This is a genomic window from Pseudomonas sp. TAE6080, from assembly GCF_018732265.1.
Lineage (GTDB): Bacteria > Pseudomonadota > Gammaproteobacteria > Pseudomonadales > Pseudomonadaceae > Aquipseudomonas > Aquipseudomonas brenneri.
In genome coordinates this window covers 1-15,876 of record NZ_JAHIDY010000070.1, presented here as the reverse complement: position 1 = coordinate 15,876, position 15,876 = coordinate 1, and the positions used below count along the sequence as shown (strand labels likewise).

At 54.6% G+C, this 15,876-nt stretch carries 12 protein-coding genes and 3 pseudogenes; 3 read left to right on the top strand and 12 right to left on the bottom strand.

The genetic code is table 11. The features are described 5' to 3' along the window. The 7 genes from KL786_RS28340 to KL786_RS28310 form a co-directional block, all read right to left on the bottom strand. Nucleotides 1-1,060, bottom strand: a 1,060-nt coding sequence (locus KL786_RS28340; protein ID WP_215519706.1) for a hypothetical protein, incomplete at its 3' end; no start/stop codon positions are given. A 15-nt stretch (nucleotides 1,061-1,075) separates the two neighbouring features. After that, the gene (locus tag KL786_RS28335; RefSeq protein WP_092232409.1) at nucleotides 1,076-1,882 is read right to left on the bottom strand and encodes a glycosyltransferase family 2 protein; all 807 of its coding nucleotides are present in this window, start codon (nucleotides 1,880-1,882) and stop codon (nucleotides 1,076-1,078) included. A gap of 11 nt (nucleotides 1,883-1,893) precedes the next feature. Further along, nucleotides 1,894-2,250, bottom strand: a complete 357-nt coding sequence (locus tag KL786_RS28330) for an SMR family transporter (protein ID WP_070996626.1) — start codon at nucleotides 2,248-2,250, stop codon at nucleotides 1,894-1,896. A 2-nt stretch (nucleotides 2,251-2,252) separates the two neighbouring features. Then, complete coding sequence (locus KL786_RS28325; protein WP_215519705.1) at nucleotides 2,253-3,086, bottom strand: sugar phosphate isomerase/epimerase family protein; 834 nt, start codon at nucleotides 3,084-3,086, stop codon at nucleotides 2,253-2,255. Further along, entirely contained in the window at nucleotides 3,083-3,937 is an 855-nt protein-coding gene (locus tag KL786_RS28320) for an NAD-dependent epimerase/dehydratase family protein (RefSeq protein WP_502937847.1), read from the bottom strand. Before KL786_RS28320 ends, KL786_RS28325 begins: the two co-directional genes overlap by 4 nt. Next, nucleotides 3,894-5,042 carry an NAD(P)/FAD-dependent oxidoreductase gene (locus tag KL786_RS28315; protein WP_215519704.1) on the bottom strand — a complete coding sequence of 383 codons (1,149 nt, stop codon included), beginning with the start codon at nucleotides 5,040-5,042 and terminating at the stop codon, nucleotides 3,894-3,896. Before KL786_RS28315 ends, KL786_RS28320 begins: the two co-directional genes overlap by 44 nt. Further along, on the bottom strand, nucleotides 5,042-6,067 hold the full coding sequence (locus KL786_RS28310) for a glycosyltransferase (protein ID WP_215519703.1): 1,026 nt from the start codon (nucleotides 6,065-6,067) through the stop codon (nucleotides 5,042-5,044). The genes KL786_RS28315 and KL786_RS28310 overlap by 1 nt, the downstream gene beginning before the upstream one ends. A 1,579-nt stretch (nucleotides 6,068-7,646) precedes the next feature. On the opposite strand from KL786_RS28310, the gene KL786_RS28305 reads away from it, so the two are divergent. Then, nucleotides 7,647-8,969: an ABC transporter substrate-binding protein gene (locus KL786_RS28305; RefSeq protein ID WP_215519702.1), complete on the top strand. Its 1,323-nt coding sequence runs from the start codon at nucleotides 7,647-7,649 to the stop codon at nucleotides 8,967-8,969. A gap of 86 nt (nucleotides 8,970-9,055) precedes the next feature. Here KL786_RS28305 and KL786_RS28300 read toward each other — a convergent pair. The 5 genes and pseudogenes from KL786_RS28300 to tal all read right to left on the bottom strand — a co-directional run. Further along, nucleotides 9,056-9,193, bottom strand: a pseudogene (locus KL786_RS28300) (IS3 family transposase); the annotation flags it as partial. A 3-nt stretch (nucleotides 9,194-9,196) separates the two neighbouring features. Further along, a pseudogene (locus KL786_RS28295) lies at nucleotides 9,197-9,514 on the bottom strand (transposase); the annotation flags it as partial. Then, nucleotides 9,513-9,716: pseudogene (locus tag KL786_RS29785) on the bottom strand (site-specific integrase); the annotation flags it as partial. The pseudogenes KL786_RS28295 and KL786_RS29785, both read right to left, overlap by 2 nt. 392 nt (nucleotides 9,717-10,108) lie before the next feature. Continuing rightward, nucleotides 10,109-11,149, bottom strand: a complete 1,041-nt coding sequence (locus KL786_RS28290) for an NAD(P)-dependent alcohol dehydrogenase (RefSeq protein ID WP_215519701.1) — start codon at nucleotides 11,147-11,149, stop codon at nucleotides 10,109-10,111. A gap of 63 nt (nucleotides 11,150-11,212) precedes the next feature. Beyond that, the gene (gene tal / locus KL786_RS28285) at nucleotides 11,213-12,175 is read right to left on the bottom strand and encodes a transaldolase (protein WP_215519707.1); all 963 of its coding nucleotides are present in this window, start codon (nucleotides 12,173-12,175) and stop codon (nucleotides 11,213-11,215) included. Nucleotides 12,176-12,490: 315 nt separating this feature from the next. Here tal and KL786_RS28280 point away from each other — a divergent pair, with 315 nt between their 5' ends. After that, nucleotides 12,491-13,390: an AraC family transcriptional regulator gene (locus KL786_RS28280; RefSeq protein WP_215519700.1), complete on the top strand. Its 900-nt coding sequence runs from the start codon at nucleotides 12,491-12,493 to the stop codon at nucleotides 13,388-13,390. Between the two features lie 263 nt (nucleotides 13,391-13,653). Next, entirely contained in the window at nucleotides 13,654-15,135 is a 1,482-nt protein-coding gene (gene xylB, locus KL786_RS28275; RefSeq protein WP_215519699.1) for a xylulokinase, read from the top strand. The last annotated feature ends 741 nt before the right edge of the window (nucleotides 15,136-15,876 follow it).

Sequence of the window (15,876 nt, the reverse complement as noted above, 5' to 3'; positions counted from 1 at the left end):
GAGGCTCCTGCTTCAATTCAATAACCGTGTTGCACTCAGCTCCTGCAACCGCCCCGATATAAGGCACAACCCCATGAAGGTACGACCACCACCCCAGCATGCTTTCGCCAAAATGGTAATCGTCAGGGCTGACAATAGGGAAAATCGTATTACCCGCTTTTAATGCCAGCAACAATCCAAAAAAAGCAATGGGTGATAATAAGGTGGATAAATCCTGGGACAGGGAATATTTTCTATAACGCCTGATAATATCAATAATGGCCCAGATAACCATGCCAATCAGCAAAATTTTCAGCCATACACTAGTATCATATTTGGAAACATTACCGTTCGGTTCTTGCAGCCTTGCGGGGTACAGCACCAGATAAAACGTAGAAAGCCCCAACTGAACAACAAGCAGTAGTTTGCCGATATTTCGCGAAAACCCTTTGGGGCTCCACAGGGCATAAATAAGGCCTGCGACCCATCCTAGCGCTGCAATGGCATATCCAAGCCGTGCCAGTCGCGTGAGATCAATACCCGATGTCATCCCCGCCGGGGCCCGGCCAAGCACTAGTGCAAGCTCTGGTTTTACGAGCGCCAGCAAAAGAATACCCAATGCGCCCACGCCATAGGTGCGGGGGCTGATATCAATACCTCTTAAAGCACTCGCCGTTGCGGCCACGGCGATAAAGGTAATGCCGGAAATTGAGCCGTAGAAAATCCGCGAATCTTTCTGCTCAAAAAAAACGAAAGATGCAATGGCTGCAACAGCAGGAAGCGACCACCACAAATACTGGCTGGACAGTTCAAGCGCAGAGTCAGTCCCGAATTTTTTCTTCTGCCGCTCTATTGTTGACGCTAAAAACAGAAATACACAGACAAAAGCCGCAAGAAAAGCGGGGACAGCAATAAGGTCTTGAAATTTAGTCTGCGCCGACCACGTGACACTCCCGACGACGAAGTCCGAGTACTTTGGTGCGACTGCAATGTCGAGACAAAACACTAAAGCCAGCGCCGAGAATATTAAGGCAGCCAGTGCGCAAGAAACCCTTTCATTCATTTCCAGATGCTTGAACATTTCACGACCAAATCTTTAGTTGTACTTGCCAAAACAGGCTCGGAACAATACCGCCAGCACCGAAAGGTTGCCTTTTACGCTACTGATCTTGGTCGGCACTTCACCTTGGGGGTAGCGGCGCACCGTCGCCAGTTCCACGCAGCGATAACCCAGTTTCGGCGCGCGGTACGACAGGTAGGCAAGCAGCTCATAGGTGGTGAATACATCACGGAAGATTGCCATCTTCGGGTCAATCAACATCTTGCGGCTATAGGCGCGAAAACCCTGGGTGGTATCAGTCCACTTGAAGCCGGAAAACAGGCTCAGCATCGGCGCATGGATGAAACGGATCGCAAAATCGCGGGACTTGGGGGTGTTCTCGGCGACACCTCCCTCGACAAAACGCGAAGCCTGGACAAAGTCCACACCTTGCTTCAACGCCTCGATAAAGCGCGGGATGGCCTCAGGGTCATCCTTGTCGTTGCCATCGATGGTCACGATGCCTTCATAGCCCTGGTCCAGAGCAAAGGCATAGGCGCAACGCAGCTGTGCACTCAACTTGCCCGGTGCGGTCTTGACCAGCAGGCCACGCACACCCACCTGTTGCAGTGATTGCAACTCAAGCGAACCGTCAGAGCTGCCGCCATCGACGATGATGATGTCGGCCATATCCGCGATGTTGAACGCCGCCATGCGGGCGAGCAGGTTCTTGATCCGGTCGCCTTCGTTGATGACCGGAATGACCACGCACCAGGGATGTTGACGACCCAGCCAGAGTGGAGTGTCAAAGGAAGGTACCTGCCAGCCGGCACGTACATCGGGAGCAATATCAGAAGAAGTCATTTTAATTTCCATCAAACGACGCGAGCTGTAATCAGCCCTACGCCAGCAATAACCAGGGCGATGCCGACTCCAGTGGTCCAGTGAAAGGACTCACGGAAAAACAGCAGGGAAAACAGGGCGACCGTCGCAATAGCCCCGGCCGTCAGGACCGGGTGCGCCACGTTCAAAGGCAAACGGGCCAATGCCGCGGCATAGAGCAGGAACGCAGCACCATACAGGCCCAGACCGACCCAGAACGGCCAGTTGCTGAGTGCCGCCATCGGATCGCTCAAGGAAGGGAATTTGCGCGGGGGCATCATCGCCATCTTCACCAGCACACTGGCGGATGCGTTCGACAAGATACCCAGGATCAAGATGATCCATTTCATGCTCATGCCGTCACCTCATCGGGGGTGCGGTAATGCTGGCGGGCAACCTGCAACGCACGCTCGATCGATTGCGCGTGAGGTTCGGTCTTGGTGGCCACCATTTCAATGGTGACCACATGATCTGGCAAGTACCGGGCCACGGCACGCGCCATGTTTTCGTGCTCAGTACCGCCGTCACCCAGCGGGAGCAGGTCGGGTTCGCTGGCGTGAATATGCCCGATCAACTCGGCACAATCCTCTAGCACGGTGAACGGGTCTTCACCGTTGATCGCCAATGCCCCGGTGTCCAGCTGCATACGGATCGCCGGGTGATCAATTGCCCGCACCACCACTGCCGTTTGCGCACTGGTGGTCATGAAATTCGCCCCGTAGCAGGTAGGGTTGGGCTCCAGGCAAATCGTGACACCACACGCCTGAGCGATATCACCCAGTTGCCGGAAGAACGGCACGGCGACGTCCAGCGCCTGTTGATCGGTCAGACCACTGCGATCACGATTCTTCGGTGAGCCAAACACGATCCGCGTTGCACCCAGACCTGCGCCAATGCGGCACACACCCGCAAGGTGTTCCAGCAAGGCCGCCTGGCTTTGCTCTGAGCCAAAGACGTTCAGGCCTGTGGTGCCGAACAACAATGCTTGCATGCCCGTCAGCGCAATGCCGCGCTGCGCCCACCAATCCTTGACCCGCGCAATCTCATCGTCCGTGGACTTGGCAGGCTCAGGGAAGTATTTGCCCGGGGCAATATCAATCGCATCCACGGCAAAGCGCGCAAGCAGCTCAGCGATGACTTCATCCTCGGTGGTCTCCCACGCGATATTGGAAATCGCCAGCCTCATGCCTGTGCTCCCGATGCGGCCTTGAGCGGCTCCGACTGCGCGTAGGCCCGCACGGCCTGCACGGTTTCACGAGCGCTGTACTGGTAACGCCCCGTGCCACCAAACAGCTGCGCATGCTTGGTCTGCATGTCATAGGTAGCGGCAGCATTGGCCAGGGTATTGGTGAAAGGCTTGCCGAAGCCCTTCTGCGAAATGTCCGCGACACTCACTGCCTCGGCAGTCAGGTGGACCAGCTTGAGTCCCGCATCGAGCGCGGTCTGGATGTCGTACCACAAGTTGATCATCGGGTAGAACTGGAACACGCCCCGGCTATCGATGGCCTGCAGGTTGTTGTCGTTGAGGAAGTCAAAAATCACATTTTTACGCAATCCAGGTCCGACGAGCCCTGGCAGGCGAACGATCAAGTGATTCGGAAAATGACTTTCGACGAAGGTTTCCAGCAGCCTACGGTGCAGGCCATAGGCATGCAGGCCGGACTCATCGACCGGGGTGTCTTCATCAACGCCGATGGGGCTTTTGAACACATCAACCGTGCTGATCAGCACGAAAGTCTTGCACTGGATGGTTTTCAGATGGGCGATCAGGGCTTCGATCTTCTGGCGGTCAGCCTCAGGCTCGCGGTTGGCAATCCATTTTTGCGCCGGGGCACCAGCACAAACCACGAGGTCGAAGGATTTGCCTTCTATCTCACCAATGTTGGTGGACCGGTACAAGTCCTCGAAGGAGGCCTGTTTAAGAAGCGTGCCCCCGACAAACCCGGAGAAACCAATAAGCGAATTCATCTTTTTCCGCTCCAAACCTGAAGTTTTATTGACCTTGATGGGAAAAACTCTCGGTATCCAGTTTTTCAAGCACATCGTAAATGTTGTCTATCTTGCCACCCAGCACGGAAAAGCAGCCTGGCAGCTCGGCATGCTTTTCAAAAAGAATCGGGCGTCCGTCATCCCCTTCATTCTTCACCAGGATGGTCTTGACCTCGAACAGCGAATCCTTGTGTTGGGCCTTGAGCACTTCGGGGATATACCGCCCAACGTCCCGGACCATACGATCAACCCGTGTATCGCGCTCATAAAGGCGCAGCTTTTCGTAGGGATCGAGGCCCTTTTCATCATTCCAGTGCAAATGCGGCGTATAGCGTACATGGGACAAGGTGTGCAGCCCACGGGCCGGGAACGGCATCAGTGAAAAGAACGGCCCGTCCATCACCGTGACGCCCAACCCCTCCAGGGATTCGGGCATCTTCATCAAGGCCATTTCCGTGATCTCTTGCTTGAGGCCGGTACTGACCCCCGCGAAATCACCCGCAAACTGATTGAGGCCACTGTACGTACAGTTGAAGACGTACCGGCAGGTCGTCAGCGCCTCCTCGCCCAGGGAGGTTTGGGTGACCACTTGCAAAGGCGCCGTCGCGCCCCTGGAAATCGAAGTGACACGTGTCTGATAGCGGATCTGCACACCGCTTTCTGCCAGCTCGCGAGCCGCCCAGGCCGCCAGGCGAGTGGTGTCGAACGCATATTCCTCGACCAGGAACACTTCTTCTATCAAGCGTGGCTCGAACAAGTCACGCAGCGCTGGATCGGCAGGTTTTAGGTCCGCACCGATGTCCCGGCAAAAGCGCTCGAACTGCTTGGCCGTGACCTTGGAGTTGCGCCGGGCAATGGCGTACAGCTTGGTAAAGTCCTGCTTGACCACCTGCGGCCAGTCCTGGACAAACTTGGGCAAGTTGACCCGGCTGCGATACGCCGTGGTGAAACTGCGCGGGTAGTGGTAACCGTTATGCACACGTGCCTGGTTGTTGTAACTGGCACGCATCATCAGTGCAGGCTCGCGCTCGACCAAAAGGATCCGTTTGAAACCCCGTTGCTTGGCCAGGTAGACCGCAATGGCTGCACCGTAAAAGCCGCCACCGATAATGACGGCATCCTGCTCAGGCTGGCTGGCTTGGGCGCTCGACATCAGGAAACTCGTTCGGAAGGCTGCGCCTTGGCCACGGCCGCATCAGGTGCCACCTCTTCAATGTTCAACTTCTCGCGCCGGGTCATGCGGGCGCTGGTGAACTCCTGCCCTACATGATAGAGCGGCCCTTCATTCGATAGGCTGGCCATGTTGAGGATGTATTCACCCAACACCAGCAACACCAGGGAAATCAGGAAAAACATGCCCGACTGCTGGAGCGAGAAACTGATCCAGCCGGGTGCTACATCAGCCTTGAAAATACCCACCGAGATCACATAGACGCAGTACACCAGGTTGGCAACCGCGCCAAACAGCGAAAGGTAGGTCACCAGGCGCATGGGCGCGCGCGTGGTGGAAACCAGCAAACGCACGCCACGATCGATACTGTCGCCCAGGCGCTTGGGGCTGCAGGCCTGGGGCACGGCACTGTACTTGAGATAGGCCCGGGCAAAACCACCGGTGGCCGGAAGATGGCGGTACGTCATCGAAGGCTGGGGGTGTTGCAGGATGAAGTTGATCACCCGCTTGCTCAGGATGCGGTACTGAGGCGCTTCTTTGGCCAGGTGAACCCCGTTGAAGCGGTTGTACATGCTGTGGAACACCGCGTTGGCCCAACGATAGGCCAGGCTCTGGGTGCTCTTCTGTTCGTTGTGGGCAAAGACGACATCGGCGCCGCTGACCGCTTGATCAAGCATCTGTGGGACGAAGTTGATGTCGTCCACCAGCGGATCGATGACCGCGACATAGTCACCCAAGGCGTTTTCCAGGCCAACCCAGGAGGCGGTGTCGGTGTCCACTTCCTTGGTCAAGGCATAGACCTGCAAGTTAGCCAGGCCTTTCTCGCTCGTCAGACCCTTCAAAACCATGACGCTGTCATCATCGGACGCGTTATCAACAACGATCAGCTCATAGTCGCTGACTGTTTTCGCAATGACTTCGGCGGCTTCGGAGAGTATTTTTTCAATTTTATCGCCCTGATTACGAACGACAAAAACGACAGATAAAAAACAGGGAAAATAAGCCATCACCAACTCTCGCAAAAATTAATTAAAAGACTGGATGAGTCGTTTATCCGAGATCGCCATATATAGCCGGAATGCCTCACACCCCTGACCGAGAGTTTCAGCGCCACAGGGTCATTGCCAAGATGGGGTAGCCATTGCCAAACGTTCAAATCGCTCGTCCTTGAAGCACCAGGCCAAAAAGCATGCCTGAAGCAGCGTGCCACGCCAGAAAAACCGGGGGTAAGGCAGAATAGACAGAAGCTATCAAACCTGGCGCCAGCCCAAAGTTGCGCCGGATCATACCACAAAAAATGAGGCCCTCACGACGCTGAAATGGCGTTGTGCCAGCGTTGAAAGCACGATAACAAACACCTCGAAGCTCCTTGAAAAATCATGATTTCAAAAAAGTTTAATAATTAATAAGTTGATCTACCGCCATTACTCAAGTCGGACATCAGCATTCAACCTGAATAACCTGTAATTAATTAGCCCCGCTCAAGTGGGGTCTAAACACAGCGACTTTTCAGGATAAGCTGCACAAATAAAACACCCCGCGAAGGCGTGGCCATCGCGAGGTGTGAGGGCAATCAACTCATCGAGTCTTATGCAGACTTGAAGTTGATCGTGTCGCTGAAATTAGAGAATTAAAACTGTCGTAGTAGACCCCCGAGTTTCGCGGCCTGCAGTCCGTTTTTGATCGGTGGACATGCCGACATACTCCGCCGCTGGCACCAAGCTGTCAGAGCAGTCCTTTTGATCTACCTGTGCGGATGAAGAGGACAAGGAGGCCTCCTCTAGGCCAGAAAAGCCTGACCTATTCGGCTTAGGTTAGCGGCGATTTGTGACCACGTAGCGACAGCATTTTGGAGGGAATACAAGCCGATAATTAGTCCGAATATGAGGCAACCGTCACCGAGAAATGCAACTGCGATTACTTTACTCGCAATAGAGTTTCTCTAGTTTTCGAATGTCACGCAGTACGCGCGGCGGGTAGAAAAACAATGTTAATCGCCCTCCCGCGCTCCGGAGCTCCTCCGGTCCGTCCGGAAGGTTTTGGGGCATCTGGCCCGTTTCTGGCCGGGGTTTACACGGGTGAATTTGAGATAGAGCAAGGATAACCAGCCGCTTCTCGAATGCTGAAGGAGGTTCACAGGTTTTGAAAATTCCCGTGTCGGCGGTTCGATTCCGTCTCTGGCACCAAAATACCGAGAAAACCCAAGGAACAATGTGTCCTTGGGGGTTTTTATTGCCTGCGATTTAATGGGCTCTGGACCATTTCTGACCAGGGCGCTTTGGCAGCGTGATTGATGCTGTACTTCACACATCCAATGCGCGGGCCATCAATTCGCATGCCGGCGACGTAGCTGCTACCGAAAGATACAAAACTACCCGGGATGCTAAGGGTACTTGTTGCTGCTTATGCAGGTCTTTTCAAAAGAAGAAAAAGTATCGCTAAGGTAGGCGTTTTGCGTTTGTTGGGCTTTATTCGAGCTGTTGTAATCGGGCTTGTCGGCCGCTGCCCCACATGACTGACTGCTGAGCAGTGGTTCACAACAAAAATAATAGTTGCTGTCGCCCCGAGCGCAGAGTGAGGAGCACCATGAGAATAATCGCAACGACACTTTTGGTTTCAGCGGGCCTGTCCGTAACCCTGACATGCCACGCTGCAGAAACCATCACCATCGCCACCGTCAACAACGGTGACATGATCCGCATGCAGCGGCTCTCGAAAATTTTCGAAACGCAGTATCCCGACGTAAAACTCAACTGGGTGGTGCTAGAAGAGAACGTCTTGCGCCAGCGCCTGACCACTGATATTTCCACCCAAAGTGGTCAGTTCGATGTGTTGACCATTGGCACCTACGAAACACCACTCTGGGCAAGCAAAGGTTGGCTGGAACCTATGAAAGACCTCCCTGCCAGTTACGACGTCGAAGACATATTTCCCGCTATCCGCCAGGGGCTGTCGGTCAAGAACACTCTCTACGCCCTGCCTTTCTACGGCGAAAGCACCGTCACCTACTACCGCACCGACCTGTTCAAGCAAGCTGGCCTAACCATGCCAGACAACCCGACCTGGACCCAGTTGGGGGTGTTTGCTGCCCAGTTGAACCAGCCGAGCAAAGAACAATACGGTATGTGCTTGCGCGGCAAAGCTGGCTGGGGCGAGAACATCGCACTGTTCAGTATTCTAGCCAACGCCTTTGGCGCTCGCTGGTTCGACGAACAGTGGAAGCCCCAACTGACCAGTCCGGAGTGGACTAAAGCTGCGCACTTCTATGTCGATACACTAAGGAAATACGGACCGCCCGGCATATCGAGTAACGGCTTCAACGAAACACTGACCTTGTTCAACAGCGGCAAATGCGCCATCTGGGTTGACGCCAGTTCGGCGGGTTCCTTCATCACCGATAAGGCTCAAAGCAAGGTGGCCGATACCGTGGGCTACGCCGCCTCGCCAACGGAGGTCACCGACAAAGGCTCCTCCTGGCTCTATGCATGGTCGCTGGCCATTCCGACGACGTCCAAACACAAGGATGCTGCCAGGTCATTCGTCACCTGGGCTACGTCCAAGGACTACGTGAAGCTCGTTGCAGAGAAAGACGGGATCGCCAATGTGCCGCCCGGCACCCGGATATCCACCTACGACGAGGCTTATCTCAAGGCGGCACCGTTCGCAAGAATATCCCTGCAGATGATGCAGCACGCCGACCCCGCCCACCCGTCCATTCAACCAGTGCCTTACGTCGGCATCCAGTACGTGACCATTCCCGAATTCCAGAGCATCGGTACTTCCGTCGGCAAGTTGTTTTCTGCGGCGTTGACCGGACAGATGTCGGTCGACCAGGCCATGGCCACGGCACAGACAAGCACCGAGCGCGACATGAAGCGCGCAGGCTACCCCAAAGCCACCGCACAGTAACCGATCGCGGGATTGGCCTGGGAAGATGTGGACTGACTACCGGGCTGGCTTCAAGTCAGCCCATCTCCCGCCCGGCAGTGTAGTGGTCAACTAATCCCGGACACGACGTTAAGTTTTTCCTCGGCTCGTGCTGGCGCCAACCCATCGTTGAATTGATGAGGCCGAATCCAGTTATAGCGATGCATCAAAAAATGGCTTATATCGCGCTGTGCTTCCGGCGCATTCGATAGGCCGTTCGTATTTTCGTTTGTGCCGCGCTGCCATGGACTATGTGAATCAGCAAAGAAAACCTTTACTCCGGACTCGATGGTAAATCGAGCGTGATCCGACAGCTCCTTTCCACGATCTCAGGTCAAAGATCGCCACAGCTCGATGGGAAGATCAGTCACCGTCTTCTTCAATGCGTTGGCCATACTAACAGCCCCATAGCCAGCCAGCGCCGGGCCGTTCTTCGTGCGGGGAATTAGTCCATAACCTTTCTCGCAAGGCAGATGGACGAGCATGGTAAATCGAGTTGAGCGCTCGACCAGAGTTCCAATAGCAGTACACCTCGGGCTTGATGGCACCGCTTGGGTACAACACGTCTGCGACCTCCAGCAAGGCCAGCTCGGTGACGCGAATACCTGTGGTATGGGTAAGCCACAGCAAGGCCACATCCCGCTCTGGCATGCGGCCAGTGATGGATGCAACGCGGATCAAGTGTTTGAGTTGTCCAGGGCGAAGCGAAGTAGCGCGGCGAATGATCATAGAGGGGCTCTCTGTCAGGATTGCACGGTAATCGTGCTGGATCTGGAGAGAGTGGGCAGCGAACCTCCTTGATAGCTTACAGGCCCGCGTGCCGTGCTGCTCATGGAAAATTGGCTACCGCGCCCTTGGGCTTGCTGGCTGTTGCCATGCAGGGTGACCAGTCACCCCGTCCACCACCAGCTCCGCGAACTGAAAAGACAGAGGCTTCGCACATTCAGTAACAGGCAGATTACTTTTCAAAATGCATGCCTTCACATCCCCTACCGAATCAAGATTGGCGGGGTTGTGTATAGGGTTGGAGACTTCGTTCTAGAGGGTTACGTGGCGAACATCGTCAGGAGACTCGTTGAGTTCTTCAACGTACACCTTGGGTAAAAGAAAGACGTCCGCCATCAGGCATCGCCAAAGCTGATTTGTACTTTCACATCGCCTGGTAGTGCACTGGCGGCCCGTTCGAATGCAGCAACGCCTTGCTCAAACGCGAAGGTAGCTGATACCAGCGGTTTGAGATCGACTTTACCGCTGGCGATCAGGTTCACCGCACGCTCGTAGACATTGGCATAACGGAACACCGTTTCTATACGGATTTCCTTTGCCTGTGCGGCGACGATGTCGAACGGCACCGGATCGACCGGCATACCAACCAGCACCAGCGCACCGCCAGGGCACACCGCGGCCAGAGCATCGGCATACGCCCGCGGGCTACCACTGGCTTCGAACACCACATCAGCTCCCCACCCCGCAGTTGCTCCGTCGACTTTTTCCTGCAAGGAGCACTCGCGAATGTTCACCCCAATAATTCCGTCGTAGCGTTGTGCAATCGCCAGTTTCTCTTCCATCAAATCAGAAATCAGCACCTGGCTTGCGCCGCCCGCCAACGCTGCCAGGGCGGTCATTATGCCGATCGTTCCTGCCCCGATCACCACGGCCACATCACCGGGTTTGATCCGCGCTTTGACCGCTGCCTGCATGCCAATGGCGAAAGGTTCAACCAGCGCTCCTTCGGCAAATGTAACGTGATCGGGAAGTTTGAAGGTAAAAGCTGCCGGGTGAATGACTTCCGGAATCAAGCAACCATGCACAGGTGGTGTTGCCCAGAACACCACTGACGGGTCGACGTTGTAGAGCCCCAGTCGTGAGGCCTTGGAGGTAGGGTTGGGAATGCCAGGCTCCATACAGACCCGGTCTCCAATGTCCAGATGACGCACATTGCTACCCACCTCGATGACTGTGCCAGAGGCTTCATGCCCCAAGACCATGGGTTGATCAACCGCAAACGAGCCGATGCGGCCATGAGTGTAGTAATGCACGTCACTGCCGCATACGCCGACTGTGTGCACACGAATGCGCACATCATCTGGCCCCAAATGCAGCGGCAAATCAATTTCACGGATGTTGAGTTTGAATTTTTTCTCCAGCACCAACGCTTTCATGGCTGACCTCTTGATTGTCTGAATGACATGTTCCGGTAATACATTTTTTCACTGGCAGTCTCATCAATCTGCAAGCCGTCCGCGCAACAGCGCTTCCAGCTTGACCTGGTCCGCTTCGAATCCGCGGATACCGGCATCCAGCTGTCCGGAGGCCATCAGGTCCTCTTTCATCTGCACACGAAATTGCGCCTCGCTAAGACGCGTCATCGGCACCGATTCGTGGTCGCCTTCCTCAAACAGTGCTGCTGGCAATTCACCTTGGGTGTCGGCCAATTCAGTCAGTAAGGCAGGAGCGATAGTGAGACGATCACAGCCAGCCAGCGCCTTGATTTCGCCGACATTGCGAAAGCTCGCACCCATCACCAAAGTGGCGTACTGGTGACGCCTGAAATATCGGTAGATGCGCTGGACGGCTTGCACACCAGGTTCGTCCGCCGGTGCGAACTTGAGCTCAGGGTTGGTATTTTGGTACCAATCAAGAATGCGCCCCACGAACGGTGAGATCAGAAAAACGCCGGCCTCGGCACAGGCTTGCGCCTGATAGAAATTAAACACCAGGGTCAGGTTACAGTTGATACCTTCTTTCTCCAGCGCTTCAGCGGCGCGAATCCCCTCCCAGGTTGCTGCGAGCTTGATCAGTACGCGCTCACGACCAACGCCCAACTCCTCATAATGTGCAATTATCTGCCTGGCCTTACTGATGCTGGCGCCAGAATCGAAAGAAAGACGAGCATCGACCTCGGTTGAAACACGCCCCGGCACCAGCGCCAGAATCTCCTTGCCCATCGCCACGATCAGCCGGTCACTGATGACCTCCACTGCGCGATCGACGGACAAAGACTGAACCTGAACGTCCTTCACAAGCGAATCGAGAACGGCGTCATAACCACCCGACTGTACGGCTTTCAATATCAATGACGGGTTTGTTGTAGCGTCTTGGGGGCCAAACTTGCGAATCGCATCGAGGTCACCGGTGTCCGCTACTACTACACTGTGCCGCCTCAGTTGACTGAGCATGTTCGTCATAACACATGTGCCTTTTTTATTAAAAATGTGTTCCTTGTTCCGCGAGAGCATCGACGTTGCAAGGCATAAGATGCTCATAACTTCTCCTACAACGACCCTTTGCCACAAACGAATATCCACCCAAAACCCTGTACTTTTTTGGACATGTAAATACAAATTATTTTGCATGTTGGCACGCATAAAAAATTAATCCTTATTGAATACAATGAGTTAATAAGAATTATGTTTTTTGTCGATTAAGAAAAGTGTACAGGTCTCGATATTCACTCTATATTTTCGGGGTGTCCAAAGAACAAGAGAATTGGGGCCAGTCCAATGAGTAACCAAATCGCCCGCTTGTCAGCCCCATCCTACGAACTTATCCAACCAAAAGACCACAGCTCCATCATCTACAGGGAGCATGGCTTTCCCGATCCAGTGGTGTGCTGGCACTACCATAAGGAATATGAGCTGCACTTGATCACCCATAGTTCAGGCAAAGTGTTTGTCGGCGACTATATTGGAAATTTTTATCCGGGCAATCTTGTACTGACGGGCCCAAACCTCCCCCATAATTGGATCAGCGACGTCAAGAACGGTGAGGTCTATCCTGAACGCGACAAGGTCGTAGTCTTTACCGATGACATGATTCAGGCAGCACGACATGCCGTACCAGAGTTCAGGGATCTAGCTGATCTGCTGCGACGAGCGAGTTTCGGCATCAAGTTCAACGACCCTCAAGCCATCGCGCAAGCACACCGCCTGATGCCGCTTATTGCAGCGTCTAGCGGGCTTGAGTGTTTTGCTCATTTTCTGACCCTGATGAGCCTGTTGGCAAAAACGAACCAGTATCAATTGCTGTCGAGCGAGCACTACTTGTCGATCACCGGAGAAAAGAATCAGCAACGCGCAAACCAAGCGGTTAATTACATTTTCAAGCACTACTGTCAGGACTTGAGCTTGGAAGAAGTGGCCCAGGAAATGGGAATGCAACCGACCTACTTCTCAAGGTTCTTTCGTCAAACCACTGGCCGCCGGTTCATCGAGTTCGTCAATTGCCTGCGGATTACCCGAGCTTGCGACTTGCTGGCTCACAGCGATATGGCAATTACCGGGATCTGCTTTGAAGTCGGTTTCAGCAATATCTCAAACTTCAATCGCCATTTCATGGCACTAAAGATGACAACTCCCTCTGATTACCGAAGGCTGTCAACCATTACCCACGATAGCGCTTGAACACTTCAAGTTAATGTCAGCAGGTCCGTACCGTACGAATAACTTTCAGGCCTTTTGGACACTTGGCTAAGTGCCGTTCGACATCAACAAATCCCTCAGAACCCGCTGGGATACTGCCCAGTGCAATACTTGGAGCAACTGACAGTGTTCGTACTCATCCAAACCCGCATCGCCCCCCCATCCGGGAATGTCGCCACGCGAATCCTAACACCGGGCTTGGTGAAGCTGTCGTTGCAAAGCCAATGCAACAGCATAGGTCAACCATGAGTCGCGCCGTCTCGCTGGGGATCGACCTAGGCACCTCGGAGCTCAAAGCATTGCTGCTGGATGATGCCGGTGTCGTACTCGGCCACACAGGCGTACGGCTGTCGATTTCTAGACCTCACACTGGCTGGTCCGAACAGAACCCACAGGATTGGTGGATCGCTTGCGTTGAGGCACTGCTCGTCCTGCGCAATGCCTACCCAGATGCATGGAAGCGTATTCACTGCATCGGGCTGTCAGGTCAAATGCACGGCGCAGTGCTGCTGGACAAGAACGATCAGGTCCTGCGTCCCGCCATTCTCTGGGACGATGCCCGCGCCGCTGTCCAGGCGGGGTTGCTGCACCAAAACTTTCCGGACTTTGCCGGCATCATTGGCAGCTTGCCCATGGCTGGGTTGACTGCGCCCAAACTGCTGTGGCTGAAAGAGCATGAGCCTCGTATCGTTGAGGCGCTGGCTTGCGTACTGTCTCCCAAAGACTACCTACGCCTGAAGCTGGCCGGCGTCCTCGCGACCGACTATTCCGATGCTTCTGGCACGGCATGGCTGGATGTAGGGGCGCGGCAGTGGTTTCCCGCCATGGTCGAGGCGACCGGCCTATCGGTGAGCCAACTGCCGCCGCTGATCGAAAGCAATGCAGCATCCTGCACACTCACGTCAAAGTCCTGTGCTTTGCTGGATTTGAATCCTGGAATAGTAGTGGCTGGCGGGTGCGGCGATAACCCCGCTTCATCGCTGGGCATCGGTGCCGTTAAAGCTGGCGACTCATTCATCACGCTCGGCACAAGCGCCGCGTTGTCGACGTTGACCGACACTCCGGTTACCCAGCCAGACGCCGCAGTGCACAGCTTTTGCCATGCTTTGCCCGGACGTTGGTACACAATGGGCGCGATGCTCTCCGGAGCCAGCTGTCTGCGCTGGCTGGTGACACTGCTCGGCCAGCCCAACGAATCGCACCTGCTGAGCCAGGTGGCCGTGGCGTTGCCGCTGGAAAAGGTTCCGGCCATGAGCACACCGCTTTTCTTGCCTTACCTGGCGGGTGAGCGTACGCCCCATAACCAACCGCACCTGCGCGCCGGATTCGTCAACCTCGCCCACGACACCACCCCCGCCTTGCTCGGCTATGCAGTTCTGGAAGGAGTGGCGTTTGGTTTGCGCGACGCCATGCTCGCCATCGAGAAGGCTGGCAGCACTGTCAGTCGATGTGCGTTGGTAGGCGGTGGTGCGAAAAGCGACTACTGGGCCCAACTGCTAGCCAACGTATTGGACCGGGAAATCTTCACGCTTTCTGGCAGCGAACTTGGGGCCTGTATTGGAGCGGCTAAACTTGGCTTCGCCGCAATAGATGCCGATCACATCATGCAGGCCACATCTCTTTCAACCCAGTCAGTATTTACACCCAACGCAACCCATAGCGAGGTGTTGCTACGCCGCTTCGAGAAGTTTGTAGGTTTGTATCCTGCACTGAATCGATTGGTTTGAAGCGCCACGCTCCGGTGCTGCTCCGGTACGTCCGGAGTATTTTGAAGCCATCTGGCCCGTTTCTGGCCGGGCACGACGCTGGCGAATTTGAGATAGGGCAAGGATTACCAGCCGTTGCTCGAATGCGAAAGTAGCTTCACAGGTTTTGAAAATCCCCGTATCGGCGGTTCGATTCCGTCTCTGGCACCAAAATACCGAGAAAACCCAAGGAACAATGTGTCCTTGGGGGTTTTTATTGCCTGCGATTTAATGGGCTCTGGACCATTTCTGGATCAGGGTGATTCATCTGTCGCAACAGCGAGGGAGCCTAAAAGCGCTCCCGTGCTGCGACAGTTTTAATTAGCTAGCGACAGTTTTAATTCTCTAAATCCACCAGCTGGTTACCAACAACATAGTTTGACACAGCCCCTCTCGTAAATCGGGGCCTGTAGGATGATCCGGGGGCCACACAACAGCAACATAGACTGACACAGACGGGTCGCACTTCAAATACGGGGCTCGATTGGTAACAACATAGTTTGACACAACAGCGAGAGCAATCATTTATGCCGAAACACCATGTGAGCGCGACCGGTCAATCACCTGTGCGGAAATAGTCTTTTTTCAACACAGGCTCAGTGCGATGTCTAAATCCGTGCGCAACCTTCGACCGGTCCCCATCAGCACATACACTGTGTTTTTTGTTCGGCGGTTGCAGGAGCTGAGTGCAACACGGTTATTGAATTGAAGCAGGAGCCTCAT